A 14,858-nucleotide genomic window follows, 5' to 3' on the forward strand; every position below is an offset into this window, starting at 1 on the left:
GCCGACCAGTACGAGCCAGCCGAAAATCCGCACATACGCAACGAATTTAGGCGCAGGACACTAGGACCCCTTGTTCCCGGCGAACCGGTAGTGCTTGAGGTCGAACCGCGCACTGGTCCACATGGTTTCCAAGGTCAGTGACGGCCGGAACGGCACGTCGCCGTGCTTGTCGAAGTAGTAGCTGTTGGCGTCCCCGCAACCACCCTGGAAGAACACCTGCTGCGGACGGCGGCTGAGCATGTGCTCGAAGTACTCCCGGTTCGCCTCCGGCGTCACCTCGACGCGGGTCGCGCCCGCCCGCCGCGCTTCGGTCAGGCAGCGCACGATGTGCCTGCTCTGCGTCTCGATCAGGTTGAAGTAGCTGGCGCCGTTGTAGCCGTAGGGCCCGAGGATCATGAACAGGTTCGGGAAGCCCGGCACGCTGACCCCTTGGTACGCCTGGAAACGGTGGGTGTCCCACCAGGACTCCAGGTCCGTGCCGCCCACCCCGGTGGTGGCGAACGGCGGCATGTTGCCGGACTCGAACACCTTGAACCCGGTGGCCAGGATGAGCACGTCGACCTCGTGCTCGACCCCGTCGGCCGTGCGGATGCCCTTGGGTGTCACGCGGTCGATGCCCGAGGTTTCCAGCAACACGTTGTCGCGGTTGAAGGTTCGCAGGTACTCGTTCGAGAAACTGGGGCGCTTGCAGCCGAGCGCGTACCGCGGCGTGAGCTTGTCGCGGACGACCGGATCGGCGACCTCCTTGCGCAGGAACCGCTTGGCCAGCTTCTCCCCCAGTTTCGCCACCGGGACCACGCCGGTGAAGTGCGCCGCCACCGGGAAGTTGGCCTCCACGTAGGCCTGGCTGAGCACCCGGGTGAGCCGTTTCGCGCCCGGCACCCGACGCAGCGCCGCCCGCAGCGGGCGGGCCAGCCGCGCGTCCGGTTTGGGCAGGCACCAGATCGGCGTGCGCTGGAAGACCGTCAGGTGCGCCACCGCCTCCGCGATCGACGGGATCACCTGGACCGCCGACGCGCCGGTGCCGATGATCGCGATGCGCTTGCCCCGCAGGTCGACGCCGTGGTCCCAGCGCGCGGTGTGCATGAGCGTGCCGCCGAAGTCGTCCAGCCCGTCGATGGCGGGCGGTTTCGGCTGGGTCAGCACGCCGGTCGCCACCACCACGTGCCGCGCGGTGACCTGGTCGCCGCCGGAGGTGCCGAGCTTCCACTGGTCGTGGGCCTCGTCGAACTCGGCCGAGGTGATCCGGGTGCCGAGCCGGAGCCTGCCGCGCAGGCCGTAGCGGTCCACGCAGTCCTCGGCGTAGTTCTTCAATTCGTCGCCCGGCGCGTAGACGCGGGACCAGTCGTCACGCTTGTAGAACGAGAACTGGTAGCTGAACGACGGGATGTCCACGGCCACGCCCGGATAGGTGTTCCAGTGCCAGGCCCCGCCGACGCCGTCACCCTCCTCCACGATCAGGAAGTCCTCGAACCCCGCCTCGCGGAGCTTGATCGCCGCGCCGATTCCGGAGAACCCGGCTCCGACCACGATCACCTCGTAGTGCGTCATCGTCACTCCCGACCGGCGTAGCTGACAGGGCGTCCTGTCAACAGAGGCTCACACCTGACCGGTACGTCTGTCAAGATGGGGGCATGCCTCCCGTCGTCCGCCCGTTCCGCGGGGTCAGCGCCGAGGACCGGCGTGCCACCCGGCGCGGTCAGCTGCTCGAAGCCGCGCTCGACGTGCTCGGCGAACACGGGCGCGACGGCTTCACCATGACCGCCGTCTGCCGCCGCGCCAAGCTGACCGAGCGGTACTTCTACGAGAGCTTCGCCAACCGGGACGAGCTGCTCATCGCGTTGTTCGACGAGCTGGCCGGGCGGGTGAGCGAGCAGGTCCTGCGGGCGGCGGGCGAGGTGCCCGCCGACGCCGACGTCGCCACCCGGTACGCCGCGGCGCTCCGCCCGATGATCGGCGCGATGGTCGCCGATCCCCGCCAGGCCCGCGCCTACGTCGAGTGCTTCACCTCCGACCTGCTCCGCGAGCACCGCGCCCAGGTGGTGCGGACCTTCGCCGCGGTGATCACCGAACAGGTGCTCGCGCTCAGCGGGACGCCCGCGCGGGCCCGCGTGGAGGCGACCGCGCTGCTGCTCATCGGCGGCATCCACGAGGTGCTGCACGGCTGGCTCACCGGCGCGGTCGAACTGACCGAGGGCGAACTGGTCGCCGAGTTCGCCGGCATCGGCGCGAACCTCACCGAGCGGCTCATCTTGCCTTGACGCAGGCGTCAACGTTTACCGTCGGCTCATGAGAATCGGCGAACTGGCCAAGAAAGCCGGGACGACGACGCGCGCACTGCGGTTCTACGAAGCGCAGGGCCTGCTCGACGCGCCACGCACGGCCAACGGCTACCGCGACTACGGCGAGGAACACGTCCGGCTGGTCAGCGAGATCCGGACGCTGCAGGCGGCCGGGCTCTCGCTGGACGACACGCGGCCCTTCGTCGACTGCCTGCGGTCCGGGCACTCGGCCGGTGACTCGTGCGCCGATTCGATCGAGGTCTACGAACGCAAACTGGCCGAGGTGGACGCCTGCCTCGACCGGCTCAACTCGGTGCGGGCCGACCTGCTGGCCAAGCTGACCGCGGCGGTGGCGCGGCAGCCGGACCCCTGCCGGGTGACCGACGACCGGGAGGCACACACATGATCGAGACCATCACCGACGCCACCTTCGACGAGGCCGTGCTGCGCCACGACCGGCCGGTGCTGGTGGACTTCTGGGCGCAATGGTGCCCGCCGTGCCACATGATCACGCCGGTGCTCGCGGAGATCGCCGCCGAACGTGCCGGTTCGCTGACCATCCGCAAGCTCAATACCGACGAAAACCCGCTTTCCATGCGGAACTACCAGGTGATGTCGCTACCCACGCTGATCCTCTTCCGCGACGGTGTCCCGGTGCGTTCACTGGTCGGTGCGAAGCCGAAGGCCAAGCTGCTCGCCGAACTGGACGCAGTGCTCGCTCAACCGGCCGACAGCCAGCGGCGGATGCCGCCGAGCGCGTCGGTTTCGTAGTCCTCGCCGACCTGGTGCGCCAGGTCGGCGATGGTCACTTCACGCAACGCCTCGCGCCAAGCGCGATCGGCCGCGGACATCGCGCGGCTGATCGCGCACGGCCGCGTGCACGCTTCGGGTGCGGCGGCCAACGGCCCGCGCTGCCGGATCTCCGTGCAGGTGAACGCCGGGCGCGCGCCGTCGACCGCTTCCACCACGTCGAGCACGGTGATCTCCGCCGGTGCCCTGGTGAGCACGTACCCGCCGGCGTGCCCCTGCACCGAGCGGACCAGCCCCGCCCGAGACAGGCCCTGCAACTGCTTGGCCAAGTAGCTGGCCGACACGTCGTGCAATTCGGCCAGTCGCGCCGCCGGGACCGGGTGGTCGACGGCGGTCAGCACCACGCAGCAGTGCAGCGCCCATTCGACTCCGCCGGACATCTTCACCCGGCCAGCCTACTTGACCCGGACACGAGTTGTCCGAGTAGTATCGACCTCAACCCGGACAACAAGTGTCCGAGATCAAGGCGAACGGAAGTCAGCCATGAGGATCGTGGTCATCGGCGGTACCGGGCTCATCGGCGGCAAGCTGGTGGAGAAGTTGACCGCGCGCGGGCACGAGGCGGTCCCGGCGGCGCCGTCCACCGGGGTGGACACGCTCACCGGCGAGGGACTGGCGGAGGCGCTCAAGGGCACGCGGGTCGTCGTCGACGTTTCGAACTCACCGTCCTTTGAGGACACCGCGGTACTGGAGTTCTTCACCGCGAGCACGCGCAACCTGCTCGCCGCCGAGGCCGAAGCAGGCGTGGGGCACCACGTGGCGCTGTCGGTGGTCGGCGCGGAACGGTTGCCGGACAGCGGATACATGCGCGCGAAGGTCGCCCAGGAGGAGCTGATCAAGGACTCGGGCGTGCCGTACTCGATCCTGCGCGCCACCCAGTTCTTCGAGTTCCTGGACGGCATCGCCGCCACGAGCACGGACGGATCCGCGGTCCGGCTGTCCGGGGCCCTGTTCCAGCCGGTCGCCGCCGAGGACGTGGCCGCCACCCTGACCGACGTCGTGCTGGCCGACCCGGCGAACGGCACGGTCGAACTGGGCGGTCCCGAATCACGCGGCCTGGCCGACCTCGTGCGGGAACACCTTGGCCGCCAAGGAGATCCTCGCGAAGTGGTGGCCGACGACGCGGCCGGCTACTTCGGCGCGGTGATCGACGACCAGTCACTCCGGCCAGGCGAGAACCCCCGCCTCGGCGGCATCACCTACGACAAGTGGGCCGGTCGCTAGCGGCGGCTTCGAGTGCGGGCACCCGCGCGGCACCCGCCCTTTCGGTACCGTGGGGGCATGCTTTGACGCTGGCCCGGCAGCCGGGCACCCCCAGTACCTCCTTCGTCACGCACCCGAAAAGATCCGACGAAGGAGTCCCATGAACATCGACGTGCCCCAGCAGCTCGTCCAGTCCCACGGTGCCGAGCACCCGGAGTGGCTCGCCGCGCTTCCCCGCCTGGTCACGGATTTCCTCGGCCGCTGGTCCCTGCGCCGCGAGGGTCCCACCTGGCACGGTTGCGCTTCGCTCGTGCTGCCGGTGGTCCGCGCGGACGGCACTCCCGCCGCGCTCAAGTTGCAGCCACCCACCGAGGAGAACGCGGGCACCGCGCTCGCGCTGCGGACGTGGAACGGTGACGGCGTCGTCCAGTTGCTCGAGTACGACCCGCCCACCAGCACGCAACTGCTGGAACGCCTGGACGAAACCCGGCCCCTGTCCGCGGTTCCGGACGACACCACGGCGATCACCGTGCTCGCCGAACTCCTCGCGCGGCTGACCGCGGTGCCCGCCCCCGCGGGCATGCGCCGCCTCGCCGACGTGGCCGCCGCGATGCTCGACCAGACCCCGGACGCCGTGCCCGCGCTGCGCGATCCGGCCGAGCGACGGCTCGTCCAGCGGTGCGCCGGCGTGGTGGCCGAGGTGCTCGGCGAGCCGGGTGACCGGCTGCTGCACTGGGACCTGCACTACGACAACATCCTCGCCGGTGCGCGGGAGAAGTGGCTCGCCATCGACCCGGAACCGCTCGCCGGTGATCCGGGCTTCGACCTGCTGCCCGCGCTGGACAACCGGTGGGACGACGTGGTCGCCTCCGGTGACGTGCCGGGGACGGTGCTGCGCCGGTTCGACCTGCTGACCGAGGCACTCGGCCTGGACCGGCGGCGCGCCTACGCCTGGTCGATGGCCCGGGTGCTGCAGAACGCGCTGTGGGACATCGAGGACGGGGAGACCGCGCTGCAACCGGTGCAGCTCGCGATCGCCGAAGCGCTCGGCGAGCGGTCATGACGGGACCTTGAGCGGCAGGTGGGCCGTTCCGCGGTGAGGCATTTCGTGGTCGGGCGCCCATCCGGGATCGGCGTCGGCGATGCTGTGGGCGTGGAGTACGTGTCCAGAGTGCCGAGACCACCGCTGGACGGGCTGATCGACGACCTCTACTACCTGGAGGGTGCGCCGCCGTACGCCCGGCTGATGCTGCCGCCGATGCCGTCGGCGTTGCTCATCGTCAACCTCGGGGCGCCCTTCCGCATCCGCGCGGGCACCGACATCGAGACGGCCGAGTACGCCGACGGCTGCGTGGTCACCGTGCCCACCCGCGCGCTGGAGTTCGGCTACCCGCTCCGGACCCGGTCCGTCGGCGTGCACTTCAAGCCGTGGGGACTGGCGCCGTTCCTGCCGATGCCCGCGGCCGAGCTGCGCGACCGGCTGGTGACGGTGGAGCAGGTCTGGGGCCGTCCGGCCATTGCCGAGCTGCGAGACCGGCTGGCCACGGCGGGCGGACCGCACGAGATGCTGACGCTGCTCGAGGAGGAGCTGCTGCGACGGCTGGGCGAAACCGCCGGCCTGGGACTGGTCCGCCATGCCAGCAGCGTCATCGCGGCGACCAGCGGGGCGGTGGCGATCGGCGACCTGAGCGTGGCAGCCGGTGTCAGCAGCACTCATCTGGCACAGCGGTTCAAGGAGCTCATCGGCGTCACGCCGAAGCGGCTGGCCCGCACCTACCGCTTCGCCGCCACCGTGTTCTCGATCGACCCCGCCGGACCGATCGACTGGGGCGAGCTCGCCGGTGGCGCGGGCTACTTCGACCAGGCCCACTTCGGCCACGAGTTCCGGGCGTTCACCGGGCTCACGCCGACCCGGTACATCGAAGTCCGGCGGCGGTTCCTGCGCGAACACCCCGGCCACGTGCTGGACAGCTGGCCGCTGCCCGCCGATTGATTTCTTACAAGAGCGACGGCTCACGACACGCTAACTTGGCGGCACCCAAGCAGAGGAGAGCCCCGTGGGCAAGGTAGTCATGTACAGCTCGGTGTCGGTGGACGGCTTCGTCGCGGACGAGAACGACCAGCCCGGACCGCTGTTCGACTGGTTGTCCGGCGGTGACGTCCCGTTGGACGAGAGCGGCGAGGTGAAGGTGTCGCAAACGTCCTACGACTACACGCGGCCGTACTGGGACCAGATCGGGGTGACGCTCGTCGGCCGCCACGTCTTCGACATGACGGACGGCTGGGACGGGAAGCCGCCGGGCGGGATCGACCACGTGGTCGTCGTGACGCACCGGCCGGCGCCCGAGGGCTGGGACCCGGAGGCGCCGTTCCACTTCGTCGACGGCGTCGAGGCAGCCGTGGCCAAGGCGCAGGAGCTCGCGGGTGACCGCCTGGTCGAGGTCGCCGCCGGCGAGGTCGGTGGCCAGGCGCTGGCCGCCGGCCTGGTCGACGAGGTGCGCATGGACGTCGTACCCGTGGTGTTCGGGTCCGGCAAGCGCTACTTCGGGTCGGTCGACGCGCAGCACCTGTTGGAGGATCCTGACGTGGTCATCCAGGGCAACCGGGTGCTTCACCTGCGCTATCGGGTACGCCGTTGACCGATCACCGCGATAGAGGCACTTTCGCCTCGGCCGGATCCCGGTCGGGGCGAAGGCCTCGCCACGCCGTGTGCCGCAGGCGGCCGTCCGAGGTGAACCGCCGGTAGACCACTTCGCCGACCAGCCGGGGCTCGACCCAGTGCGCGCCCTTGGCCCGGTCGCGCGGCACCTGCTCGGCGAACGGACTGGTCCTGCGTTCGAGCTCGCGCAGGCGGGTGTGCAGGTCGTCGAGGGTTTCGTGGGTGAAGCCGGTGCCGACGTCACCGAGGTAGCGCAGGTCGCCGCGGTCGTCGTGGGCACCGAGCAGGAGCGCGCCGAGCGTCCCGGCCCGGCGGCCTTCACCGGGGCGCCAGCCGCCGAGGACCACCTCCTGCGTGGTGATCAGCGCGTGCTTGATCCACTCCGGACTGCGGCGTCCGGGGTGGTACCTGGCGTCCCCTGCCTTCGCGACCAGTCCCTCCAGTTTGGACTGACGGGCGACGTCGAGCAGGCCCTGCGGGGTGAGGCCGGTGGCGGACAGGTCGGCGTGGCTGTAGGCGGGCGGGATGGCGAACAGGTTCGGATCCCCTGGCTGCAACTGGACGAGCAGGTCACGCCGTTCGCGGTAGGGGCGGTCCAGGAGGGTGTCGCCGCCGAGGTGCAGGAGGTCGAAGGCGAAGAAGCTGAGCGAGTGGCGGCGGGTGCGCCGGTTCTGCAGGAGGGTGAAGTCCGGCACGCCCCCGTCGTCGAGCGCGACGATTTCGCCGTCGAACACGGCGGGTCGCCCGGCGAGCATGTCGCCGAGGCCGCCTGCCAGTTCGGGGTACTCGCTCGTGACGTCGTTCCCCCTGCGACTGTTGAGCCGGACCGCGCCATCCGCGCCCACCCGGAAGCACGCACGGTAACCGTCCCACTTGAACTCGTAGACGTAACCGGAGTCGTCGGGCAGGGTCCCGGCCTGCGCCAACATCGGCTCGACGGCCGCCGGTACGTGGGAGTCCGCCATCTCCGCCCTCCGTTCCCTCGAACTCAAGGTAACCCGGATGGCCCATTCCGCGCCCGCTCGAAACCGACCGGGTGATCAGGCGACCGAGATCCCCGGGATGCCCTTCAGCTCACCGAGCAGCATCGAGCTGAGCCGGACGGGGTAGTCGTCGAGCGCGTACCGCCGGACTCGCTGCCCGGCGACCAGTTCGACCCGCACCGGGGTGTCCCCCGCGTGCGCGAGCAGCGCCGACTTCAACTCACCGACCACCTCGCGATCGAGCTTGTCGGCGCTCGCACGCACCACGAGCGGCGCTTCCTCGCTCAGGTTCGAGATGTCGAGCGGATCCACGCCCGCGCCGAACACCGACATCTTGCCCTCCCGCCAGTTGACCCTGCCCTTGACCACCACCGGGTTGTCCTCGGTCAGCTCGGCCGAGAACAACGCGTAGGACTTCGGGAAGAACAGCACTTCCAGCGATCCGTCGATGTCCTCGACCGTGCTGATCGCCCACGGCTCGCCCTTCTTGTTGACCCGCCGCTCCAGCGCGGTGATCAGGCCCGCGACGATCAGCTCACCCTCCCGCGGCGGGTCGGCCAGTATCGCGCCGATCGGCTTCTTCGCGTGCTTGCGCAACAGGGCTTCCGCGCCGTCCAGCGGATGCGCGGAAACGTAGAGCCCGAGCATTTCCCGTTCGTAGCCGAGCATTTGCCTGCGCGGATATTCGTCCTCACCGAAGCGCAGGTGCGTCAGCGGTGACGAAGAAGGCCCGGCTTCGGTGCCGAACAGGTCGAACTGGCCCATCGCTTCACGGCGTTTGAGCGGCACCACCGCTTCCACGGCTTCTTCGTGTACCTGGACCATGGACAGCCGCGTGTGGCCGAGCGAGTCGAACGCACCCGCCTTGATCAGCGATTCGAGCACGCGCTTGGTGCACACCACCAACTCGGACCGGTCCAGGAAGTCGGTGAACGAGGAGTACTTCCCCGTTTCCTCCCGGGTCTTGATGATCGACTCGACCACGTTCGTCCCGACGTTGCGCACGGCGCCCATGCCGAAGCGGATGTCGTCCCCGACAGCCGCGAAGCGCACCACCGATTCGTTGACGTCCGGCGGCAGCACCTTGATCCCGAGGCGGCGGCATTCGGACAGGTAGATCGCGGACTTGTCCTTGTTGTCCCCGACCGAGGTCAGCAGCGCGGCCATGTACTCCGCGGTGTAGTTCGCCTTGAGGTACGCGGTCCAATAGCCGACCAGCGCGTACCCGGCCGCGTGGGACTTGTTGAACGCGTACCCGGCGAACGGCAGAATCGTGTCCCACAACGCCTGCACGGCTTCGTCGGAGAAACCGTTGGCACGCATCCCCGCCTGAAAGCCTTCGAACTCCTTCTCCAGCACCTCTTTCTTCTTCTTGCCCATCGCCCGGCGCAGCACGTCGGCCCGGCCCATGGAGAACCCGGCGACCCGCTGGGCGATCTGCATGATCTGTTCCTGGTACACCACCAGGCCGTGGGTCTCGGCGAGGATGTCCCGCAGCGGCTCGGCCAGTTCCGGGTGGATCGGCTCGATCGGCTGGCGCGCGTTCTTGCGGTCGGCGTAGTTGTTGTGCGTGTTCATCGCCATCGGGCCCGGCCGGTACAGCGCGTTCACCGCGATGATGTCGCCGAACCCGGTGGGCAGCATGCGGCGCAACAGGTCCCGCATCGCCCCACCGTCCAGTTGGAACACTCCGAGGCTGTCCCCGCGCGCGAGCAGTTCGTAGGTGGCGGGATCGTCGACCTTGAGCGTGTCGAGGTCGATGTCCTCGCCGCGGTTGGCCTTGATGTTGTCGATGGCGTCGCCGATGACGGTCAGGTTGCGCAGGCCGAGGAAGTCCATCTTCAGCAGGCCGATGGCCTCGCAGGACGGGTAGTCCCACCCGGTGATGATCGAGCCGTCGTCGCGTCGCCACAACGGAATGGTGCCGACCAGCGGTTCCGCCGACATGATCACCGCGCAGGCGTGCACGCCGGCGTTGCGGATCAGCCCTTCGAGGCCGCGGGCGGTCTCGAAGATGGCGGAGACCTCGGAGTCGGTCTCCACCAGCGCGCGGACCTCGGCCGCCTCGGCGTACCGCTCGTGCTGGGGGTCGACGATACCGCCGAGCGGGATGTCCTTGGCCGCGACCGGCGGTGGCAGCGCCTTCGAGATCCGGTCGGCGATGCCGTAGCCCGCTTGTCCATAGTGGACGCGTGCGGCGTCCTTGATCGCCGCCTTCGTCTTGATGGTGCCGAAGGTGATGACCTGCGCGACCCGGTCCGCGCCGTACTTGTCGGTGGCGTAGCGGATCATCTCGCCGCGGCGGCGGTCGTCGAAGTCCATGTCGATGTCCGGCATCGAGACGCGCTCGGGGTTGAGGAACCGCTCGAACAGCAGGCCGAGGTCGATCGGGTCCAGGTTCGTGATGCCCAGCGCGTAGGCGACCAGCGAACCGGCGGCCGACCCGCGACCGGGGCCGACGCGGATGCCGACTTCGCGGGCGTGGCGCATCAGGTCCGCGGTGATCAGGAAGTACGCCGGGAAGCCCTTCTGCGTGATCACGTCGATCTCGAATTCAGCCCGCTCGCGGTACGGCTCCGGCACACCCCCTGGCAGGCGCCAGGCCAGGCCGTCCATGACCTGCTTGTGCAGCCAGCTCGCTTCGTCGTGCCCGTCGGGAACCTCGGTCTTCGGCATCCGGTCGCGGTGGGCATAAACGTCCTCGTAGGACTGGATGCGGTCGGCGATGAGCAGGGTGGAGTCCGCCGCCCCGGGGACCTCGGTGTCCCAGTACTGGCGCATCTCCGCCGCGGACTTCAGGTAGTAACCATCACCATCGAACTTGAACCGGTTCGGGTCATTGAGCGTCTTCCCCGCCTGCACACACAACAACGCCGAGTGCGTATCCGCCTGATCCTGCGTCACATAGTGCGAATCGTTGGTCGCCAGCGGCGCCAGACCCAGCTGCTTACCGATCTCCAGCAGACCCTCACGCACCGACCGCTCGATCGGCAACCCGTGATCCATCAACTCCAGGAAAAAGTTGCCCGCCCCGAAAATATCCTTGTAATCCGACGCCGCCTGGATCGCCTCGGCCTTCTGCCCCAGCCGCAACCGCGTCTGCACCTCACCCGACGGGCACCCCGTCGTGGCGATGATCCCCTCATGATGCTCGGCGATCAACTCCCGATCCATCCGCGGCTTGCGGTAATACCCCTCCAGACTCGCCAGCGACGACAACTTGAACAGGTTGCGCAACCCCGCCGCGTTCTCCGCCAGCATCGTCATGTGCGTATACGCACCCGCACCCGAGACATCACCACCCTCACCCAGCTCATCCGCCCCACGCTGGTTCGACTGACCCCAGAACACCGGCTTCTTGTGAAACCGCGACTCCGGCGCCACATACGCCTCGATCCCGATGATCGGCGTGATCCCCGCCTTGCGCGCCTGCTGGTAGAACTCATCCGCCCCATACATGTTGCCGTGGTCGGTCATCCCCACCGCCGGCATCCCCAGCCGAGCCGCCTCCGCGAACAACGGCGCGATCTTCGCCGCACCATCCAGCATCGAGTACTCGGTGTGCACATGCAGATGAACGAAAGAATCCAAGGTCGACTCCCAGTGGTTGTGGGGGCGGAATCCGGCCCACGCATTCGACCCGAGCCCAAGAGCCGCTGTCCAACAACCGACACACCGAACATGGACAACCGGTGGTTGTCATCGCAGGCCGGACCCAGGTTGCCGATTCACCGGGTACGCAGCACTTTGGTCGGCGGATCACCATACTTTCGACCGGTCTGGTCTTCGCCCGCTTGTGCGAGTCTCGCCGGAGCAGAACCACGCCGATACGCGTGGTGACAATTCCACGAGGGAGTGACCTTGCCGAGAATCGCAGGGAGCCGGGTGGGTGCGGTGGCACTCGCCGGCGCGCTCTTCGCCGGCGCGCTGAGCGGGCTGTCCGGGACCGCGGTCGCCGCGGAAGAAGCCGGCCCGAAGCCCGCGCAGGTGGGCGCCACCGCTCCGGTCGACTGGGGTGCGTGCACGAAGGAGACGCTGGCGGGCGTGCCCGCCGACCAGGTCGGCCTGTACAGCTGCGCCCGGTACCGGGTGCCGATCGACCACGACAACGCCTCGCTGGGCACCATCGACATCGCGCTGCTCAAGCGCGCGGCGAAGGTGACCGGTCAGCGCGTGGGCTCGCTGTTCCTCAACCCCGGCGGGCCCGGCGGTTCCGGGCTGCGGATGCCGATCAGCGGCCAGTTCTACTTCCAGCAGCCGGTGCTCGACCGGTTCGACCTCATCGGCTTCGACCCGCGCGGGGTCGGCGCCAGCAACCCGCTGCGGTGCTTCACCACCGCCGAGGACGCCGACGAGGTCAACGGCGCGATGATCGGCGTGCCGCAGAGCCGCGAGGAGATCTCCGGCACCCTGGCCGCCTACCGCGACTACGGCCAGTTCTGCAAGAACAACGCCGGTTCGCTGCTCAACCACATGTCCACCAAGGACGTGGTGCGCGACCTCGACAAGCTGCGCGCGGCGGTCGGCGACCAGAAGCTGAGCTTCGTCGGCTTCTCCTACGGCACGCTGATCGGCTCGACCTACGCCGGCATGTTCCCGAAGCAGACCCGCGCGCTCGTGCTCGACGGCAACGTCGACCCGAAGCTGCGCACCAGCGACGGCGTGGCGTACGACCAGCAGCGCGCCGACGGCTTCGAGATCGCCCTGGACGCGTTCCTGAAGAAGTGCCAGCAGGTGGGGCCGAACTGCGCGTTCAGCTCCGGCAACCCACGCGCCAAGTTCGACGAAGTGGGCGATCACCTGCGCAAGCAGCCGATCGGCTCGACCGACCTCAGCTTCTTCACCGGCGGTGTGGGCAGCGCGCTCTACGCGCCCACGCGGTTCCCCGGCCTGGCCGAGGACCTGCAGGCGCTGTACGAGGCGATCCAGCCGAGCACGGACGCGGTCTCGGTGACCGCGGCCCCCACGATGAAGGTGCTCACCCCGGGCAAGAACGGTCTCGCCGACATCGACCCGGAGAGCCCGTACACCTCGGACGACTCGTACTTCGCGGTGAACTGCTCGGACAAACCGATCAAGATCAAGCAGAGCAAGGTGCCCGAGATCGCCGCACAGACCGAGCGGAAGTCGCCGACCTTCGGCCGCTACCAGGTCTTCGCCGACATCGCGGCCTGCCCGGTGTGGCCCGCCAAGAACCCGGACGCCTACCGCGGCCCGTGGCGCGCCAAGACCGACACCCCGGTCCTGGTGGTCGGCAACTACTACGACCCGGCCACGCAGTACAAGTTCTCCCAGCGCATGGCCGAGCAGCTGGGCAACGCGCGGCTGCTCTCGGTCGACGCCTTCGGCCACTGCATCCTCGGTGACGCGGCCGGGGTGGACAAGATCGCGACGGACTACCTGATCGACCTCAAGGTGCCCGCCGACGGCCAGGTGTTCCAGCCGAACGTCCAGCCGTTCAGCTAGGCCGACCGAAAGCGGGGCGGGTCGACGGTGACCCGCCCCGCTTTTCGATGCCGATATTGCACCGTTCGTTCTCAACAGCGTACGGTGGTGGACGTGGCACGGCACAAGGAGTTCGACCCGGAGGCGGTACTGGCCCAGGCCATGGTGCTGTTCTGGGAGCAGGGCTACGAAAAGACCTCGATGCAGGACCTGGTGCAGCACATGGGCGTGCACAAGCGCAGCATGTACGACACCTTCGGCGACAAGCACACGTTGTTCCTCAAGGCGCTGGACCACTACACCAGCCGCGCCGAGAACACCTTCCGCGCCGCGGTGGACGCGCACGCGGACGGCAAGGCGGCGTTGCGCGCGCTGATCGAAGGGTCGATCGAAGCAGGCACCGAGCACGGCCGCGGCTGCATGCTGGTGAACTGCGCGACCGAACTGGCCCCGCGTGACGACGAAGCGGCCGAGCAGGTCGAACGGCACTTCGAGCGGACCAGGCAGTTGCTGGTCGACCTGGTCGCCCGTGACCGGGCCCGGCGGGACGCGGAGACGCTGGGCACCCTGCTGTTCAACGCCTGGCTCGGGCTGCGGGTCCAGGCTCGCGCGGGGCAGTCGCCCGCGCAGCTGCGCCGGATGGCCGAAAGCCTCTACGCCCTGCTCGACTGAAATTTTTTTTGGTTCGATTCTGCACCGTTCGTTCTCAACAGAAGGAGCTCCGATGAACCTCGAACTGGCGACCGCGGTCGCGGTGGTGACCGGCAGCAACCGTGGCCTCGGCAGGCGGTTCGCCGAGCAGTTGCTCGCGCGGGGCGCCAAGGTCTACGCCACCGCGCGGCGGCCGGAAGCGGTCGACCTGCCCGGCGCGATCCCACTGCGACTGGACCTCGGCGACAGCGGGTCGATCGAGGAGGCCGCACGGGTCGCCTCCGACGCCACACTGCTGATCAACAACGCCGGGATCTCCACGATGACCCCGCTGATCGGCGGCGACTTCGCCGACATCCGGCGGGAAATGGACACGCACTACTTCGGCACGCTCGAGGTGACACGGGCCTTCGCGCCGGTGCTCGAAGCCAACGGCGGCGGCGCGGTGCTGAACGTGCTGTCGGTGTTGTCCTGGGCGCACCTGCCGGACCTCGGTGCCTACAGCGCCGCGAAAACCGCGTCGTGGGCGATGACGAACCTGGTGCGCCAGCAGCTCGGGCCGAAGGGCATCCACGTGGCCGGACTGCACGTCGGCTACCTCGACACCGACATGGCGGCGAACGTCCCCGCCGACCAGAAGTCCGACCCCGGCGAGGTCGCCGCACTCGCGCTCGACGCACTCGCCGCGGGCGAACCGGAGATCATCGCCGACGACCTGAGCCGCCAAGCCAAAGCCACCCTGAGCGCCTAACTCCTTGCCGCCCACGCCCCTCCCCCAATGCTATGAGTGGGGCATTACTAGCGTTCATTGCAAGTAATGCCCCA

At 68.8% G+C, this 14,858-nt stretch carries 14 protein-coding genes; 10 read left to right on the forward strand and 4 right to left on the reverse strand.

The annotated features are described in order from the left end of the window. Nucleotides 1-60: 60 nt before the first annotated feature. A complete protein-coding gene (locus L3Q67_RS04685; protein WP_499188365.1) occupies nucleotides 61-1,551 on the reverse strand; it encodes a flavin-containing monooxygenase in 1,491 nt (496 codons plus the stop codon). 83 nt (nucleotides 1,552-1,634) lie between these two features. On the opposite strand from L3Q67_RS04685, the gene L3Q67_RS04690 reads away from it, so the two are divergent. The 3 genes from L3Q67_RS04690 to trxA are packed head-to-tail and all read left to right on the forward strand — an operon-like array spanning nucleotide 1,635 to nucleotide 3,053. Continuing rightward, complete coding sequence (locus L3Q67_RS04690) at nucleotides 1,635-2,261, forward strand: TetR/AcrR family transcriptional regulator (RefSeq protein ID WP_499188366.1); 627 nt, start codon at nucleotides 1,635-1,637, stop codon at nucleotides 2,259-2,261. A 28-nt stretch (nucleotides 2,262-2,289) separates the two neighbouring features. Further along, entirely contained in the window at nucleotides 2,290-2,688 is a 399-nt protein-coding gene (locus tag L3Q67_RS04695; RefSeq protein WP_499188367.1) for a MerR family transcriptional regulator, read from the forward strand. Next, nucleotides 2,685-3,053 carry a thioredoxin family protein gene (gene trxA / locus L3Q67_RS04700; RefSeq protein ID WP_499188368.1) on the forward strand — a complete coding sequence of 123 codons (369 nt, stop codon included), beginning with the start codon at nucleotides 2,685-2,687 and terminating at the stop codon, nucleotides 3,051-3,053. The genes L3Q67_RS04695 and trxA overlap by 4 nt, the downstream gene beginning before the upstream one ends. Here the strand turns inward: trxA and L3Q67_RS04705 are convergent. Then, a complete protein-coding gene (locus tag L3Q67_RS04705; RefSeq protein WP_499191427.1) occupies nucleotides 3,002-3,472 on the reverse strand; it encodes an RrF2 family transcriptional regulator in 471 nt (156 codons plus the stop codon). The genes trxA and L3Q67_RS04705 overlap by 52 nt on opposite strands. 103 nt (nucleotides 3,473-3,575) lie before the next feature. Between L3Q67_RS04705 and L3Q67_RS04710 the strand changes: the two genes are divergently transcribed. From L3Q67_RS04710 to L3Q67_RS04725, 4 genes are all read left to right on the forward strand, one after another. Then, complete coding sequence (locus L3Q67_RS04710) at nucleotides 3,576-4,316, forward strand: SDR family oxidoreductase (protein WP_499188369.1); 741 nt, start codon at nucleotides 3,576-3,578, stop codon at nucleotides 4,314-4,316. Nucleotides 4,317-4,455: 139 nt separating this feature from the next. After that, the gene (locus L3Q67_RS04715) at nucleotides 4,456-5,358 is read left to right on the forward strand and encodes an aminoglycoside phosphotransferase family protein (RefSeq protein WP_499188370.1); all 903 of its coding nucleotides are present in this window, start codon (nucleotides 4,456-4,458) and stop codon (nucleotides 5,356-5,358) included. Nucleotides 5,359-5,466: 108 nt separating this feature from the next. Beyond that, nucleotides 5,467-6,288, forward strand: coding sequence for a helix-turn-helix domain-containing protein (locus L3Q67_RS04720; protein WP_499188371.1), 822 nt, complete (start codon nucleotides 5,467-5,469; stop codon nucleotides 6,286-6,288). Between the two features lie 64 nt (nucleotides 6,289-6,352). Then, a complete protein-coding gene (locus L3Q67_RS04725) occupies nucleotides 6,353-6,934 on the forward strand; it encodes a dihydrofolate reductase family protein (protein WP_499188372.1) in 582 nt (193 codons plus the stop codon). A gap of 4 nt (nucleotides 6,935-6,938) precedes the next feature. Here L3Q67_RS04725 and ligD read toward each other — a convergent pair whose 3' ends face one another. Next, nucleotides 6,939-7,919, reverse strand: a complete 981-nt coding sequence (gene ligD / locus L3Q67_RS04730; protein WP_499188373.1) for a non-homologous end-joining DNA ligase — start codon at nucleotides 7,917-7,919, stop codon at nucleotides 6,939-6,941. 75 nt (nucleotides 7,920-7,994) lie between these two features. Then, nucleotides 7,995-11,486 (reverse strand): DNA polymerase III subunit alpha, encoded by a 3,492-nt coding sequence (gene dnaE, locus L3Q67_RS04735; RefSeq protein ID WP_499191428.1) that lies wholly within the window; start codon nucleotides 11,484-11,486, stop codon nucleotides 7,995-7,997. Between the two features lie 336 nt (nucleotides 11,487-11,822). Between dnaE and L3Q67_RS04740 the strand changes: the two genes are divergently transcribed. From L3Q67_RS04740 to L3Q67_RS04750, 3 genes are all read left to right on the forward strand, one after another. Then, a complete protein-coding gene (locus L3Q67_RS04740) occupies nucleotides 11,823-13,403 on the forward strand; it encodes an alpha/beta hydrolase (protein WP_499191429.1) in 1,581 nt (526 codons plus the stop codon). 93 nt (nucleotides 13,404-13,496) lie between these two features. Next, nucleotides 13,497-14,054 (forward strand): TetR/AcrR family transcriptional regulator, encoded by a 558-nt coding sequence (locus tag L3Q67_RS04745; protein ID WP_499188374.1) that lies wholly within the window; start codon nucleotides 13,497-13,499, stop codon nucleotides 14,052-14,054. Between the two features lie 52 nt (nucleotides 14,055-14,106). Continuing rightward, on the forward strand, nucleotides 14,107-14,784 hold the full coding sequence (locus L3Q67_RS04750) for an SDR family oxidoreductase (protein ID WP_499188375.1): 678 nt from the start codon (nucleotides 14,107-14,109) through the stop codon (nucleotides 14,782-14,784). Nucleotides 14,785-14,858 lie beyond the last annotated feature (74 nt).

The organism is Saccharothrix sp. AJ9571 (assembly GCF_021725495.1).
Classification (GTDB): domain Bacteria; phylum Actinomycetota; class Actinomycetes; order Mycobacteriales; family Pseudonocardiaceae; genus Amycolatopsis; species Amycolatopsis magusensis.

What these genes read in the sequence shown, in the direction of transcription:
- L3Q67_RS04685 (WP_499188365.1), bottom strand. Translation starts at nt 1,551, where the DNA reads ATGACGCACTACGAGGTGATCGTGGTCGGAGCCGGGTTCTCCGGAATC.
- L3Q67_RS04690 (WP_499188366.1), top strand. Translation starts at nt 1,635, where the DNA reads ATGCCTCCCGTCGTCCGCCCGTTCCGCGGGGTCAGCGCCGAGGACCGG.
- L3Q67_RS04695 (WP_499188367.1), top strand. Translation starts at nt 2,290, where the DNA reads ATGAGAATCGGCGAACTGGCCAAGAAAGCCGGGACGACGACGCGCGCA.
- trxA (WP_499188368.1), top strand. Translation starts at nt 2,685, where the DNA reads ATGATCGAGACCATCACCGACGCCACCTTCGACGAGGCCGTGCTGCGC.
- L3Q67_RS04705 (WP_499191427.1), bottom strand. Translation starts at nt 3,472, where the DNA reads ATGTCCGGCGGAGTCGAATGGGCGCTGCACTGCTGCGTGGTGCTGACC.
- L3Q67_RS04710 (WP_499188369.1), top strand. Translation starts at nt 3,576, where the DNA reads ATGAGGATCGTGGTCATCGGCGGTACCGGGCTCATCGGCGGCAAGCTG.
- L3Q67_RS04715 (WP_499188370.1), top strand. Translation starts at nt 4,456, where the DNA reads ATGAACATCGACGTGCCCCAGCAGCTCGTCCAGTCCCACGGTGCCGAG.
- ligD (WP_499188373.1), bottom strand. Translation starts at nt 7,919, where the DNA reads ATGGCGGACTCCCACGTACCGGCGGCCGTCGAGCCGATGTTGGCGCAG.
- dnaE (WP_499191428.1), bottom strand. Translation starts at nt 11,486, where the DNA reads ATGCTGGATGGTGCGGCGAAGATCGCGCCGTTGTTCGCGGAGGCGGCT.
- L3Q67_RS04750 (WP_499188375.1), top strand. Translation starts at nt 14,107, where the DNA reads ATGAACCTCGAACTGGCGACCGCGGTCGCGGTGGTGACCGGCAGCAAC.